Below are 1,571 nucleotides of genomic sequence, written 5' to 3'. Positions count from 1 at the left end.
TTATCTTTCAATGGTCAAGCTGGGTTGCATCCGATTGTTTTACAAGAGGTTATGCAATTAAGGGACACAGCCTAGTTCAAGGAGCGGGTTGGTCGGGGTTTCAATCCATACCATGCGCGTGTTAGGTTTCACTGCGTTTCTGACGGCATTCAGGTCGTTTAAATCGACGTAGCTCACCTCCAGACCGGCCGTTTGGTTCCTCAGTTTTTCAAAAATTCGCCACGTCCCGCCATACACACCGCACATCGCAACAATGTGCGAACCGGTAGTCAATAATTCCAGAATAAGCGACGTCGCCGCCATGCCTGAAGCGGTTGCGGTGGCATAAATACCGCCTTCCAGATCCGCAAGGGCTGTTTCGTATGCTTTACGGGTTGGGTTAGCCACGCGGGAATAACAGAAATCGCCACCTTCACCCAGGTTTGGTTGAATAAACGAACTGGCTGTGACAATCGGCGTAAATACCGCATGATGACCGGGGTCGGTCTGGCTTCCTGCATGTACGGCAAGTGTGCCAATACGTGGGTTTGGTTTCATAAATAACCTCATGTAGGGTGGGTCTGATTAATTTGCAGACTCGGCAGATGCCTTATCCGATATAATTTGAATAATTTGTCGATCGGTCTGTTTCATTGCTATTTCTGTCAACTGGCACAGATGATTTATACTCTGCTCAAGCTCATGGTCGACGATGCCGTCATACGAACTGGCGCTAATTCCGTTTTTCGCCATCAGCACCGATTTAATGGCCGATGTGACAGTGGTCGAGACTTTCATGGCGCACGTACCGGAAGCGCCATCACATACCATGCCGCTGATATCACTGATCATATTTTTAATCGCGCAGGCGATGACAGTTTCATCCTGCGTGAGCAGCCATGCCATACCTGCCGCTGCGCCCATCGCTGCCGTGGACGCGGCGCACAACGCAGAGAGCCGGGCATAGCGGGCATGAATCGAGATAGCGACCAGGTGAGAAAGCGTGACAGCGCGTAGCGTGGCTTCGCTGTTGCTGGCCAGATGGCGCGCCAGGGTCACTACTGGCATGGTCGCTAGGATCCCCTGATTGCCGGAGCCGAAATTGCTCATTGCTGGCAGCGAGGCGCCGCCCATCCGGGCATCAGAAGCAGCGGCGGCATCGATCGCAATCTGATTTAACAGGCATTTCGTACTCATGCCGTCCGCAATCGCCTGGCGTAGGGTTCCACTGACATTAAGACCATAGGGCCTTTTTTGCCCTTCCGCCGATAACGCACTATTTAAATCGATAGCGGCAGTCATAAAGGCGATATCTGTAACGGGAACCGATTTAATAAAGGTCACCGCTTCATTGACGGTAAACAGTTTTAGCTGGGAGGCTGAATCGCCTGAACAGAAATCTGGTGCACGAAATGTTTCGATATTATTAACACTAATTTTGGTGATATATGTATGCGCGCCTTTGATGACGACACGACATTGCGCAGATTCAGTAATCACCGTGAGATCGACATTGATTAAGGAAGGTGCGATTTAATCGTCAATTATGAGAACATAACCCTTTCTTTGACATAGACTTTTCACGATGCCCG

The 1,571-nt window shown here is 50.4% G+C and carries 2 protein-coding genes; both read right to left on the bottom strand.

Annotated features, from left to right (window positions below):
* Window positions 1-57 precede the first annotated feature (57 nt).
* The gene (locus ACSZPU_RS25640; protein WP_499004424.1) at window positions 58-537 is read right to left on the bottom strand and encodes a PLP-dependent transferase; all 480 of its coding nucleotides are present in this window, start codon (window positions 535-537) and stop codon (window positions 58-60) included.
* 27 nt (window positions 538-564) lie between these two features.
* Window positions 565-1,323: an L-serine ammonia-lyase, iron-sulfur-dependent, subunit alpha gene (locus ACSZPU_RS25635; RefSeq protein WP_499004423.1), complete on the bottom strand. Its 759-nt coding sequence runs from the start codon at window positions 1,321-1,323 to the stop codon at window positions 565-567.
* Window positions 1,324-1,571 lie beyond the last annotated feature (248 nt).

Origin of the sequence: Phytobacter sp. V69 (assembly GCF_965644215.1) — a bacterium.
Lineage (GTDB): Bacteria > Pseudomonadota > Gammaproteobacteria > Enterobacterales > Enterobacteriaceae > Phytobacter.
Note: the sequence above shows the minus strand (reverse complement) of the source record. Positions and strands in the feature narration are given on the sequence as shown.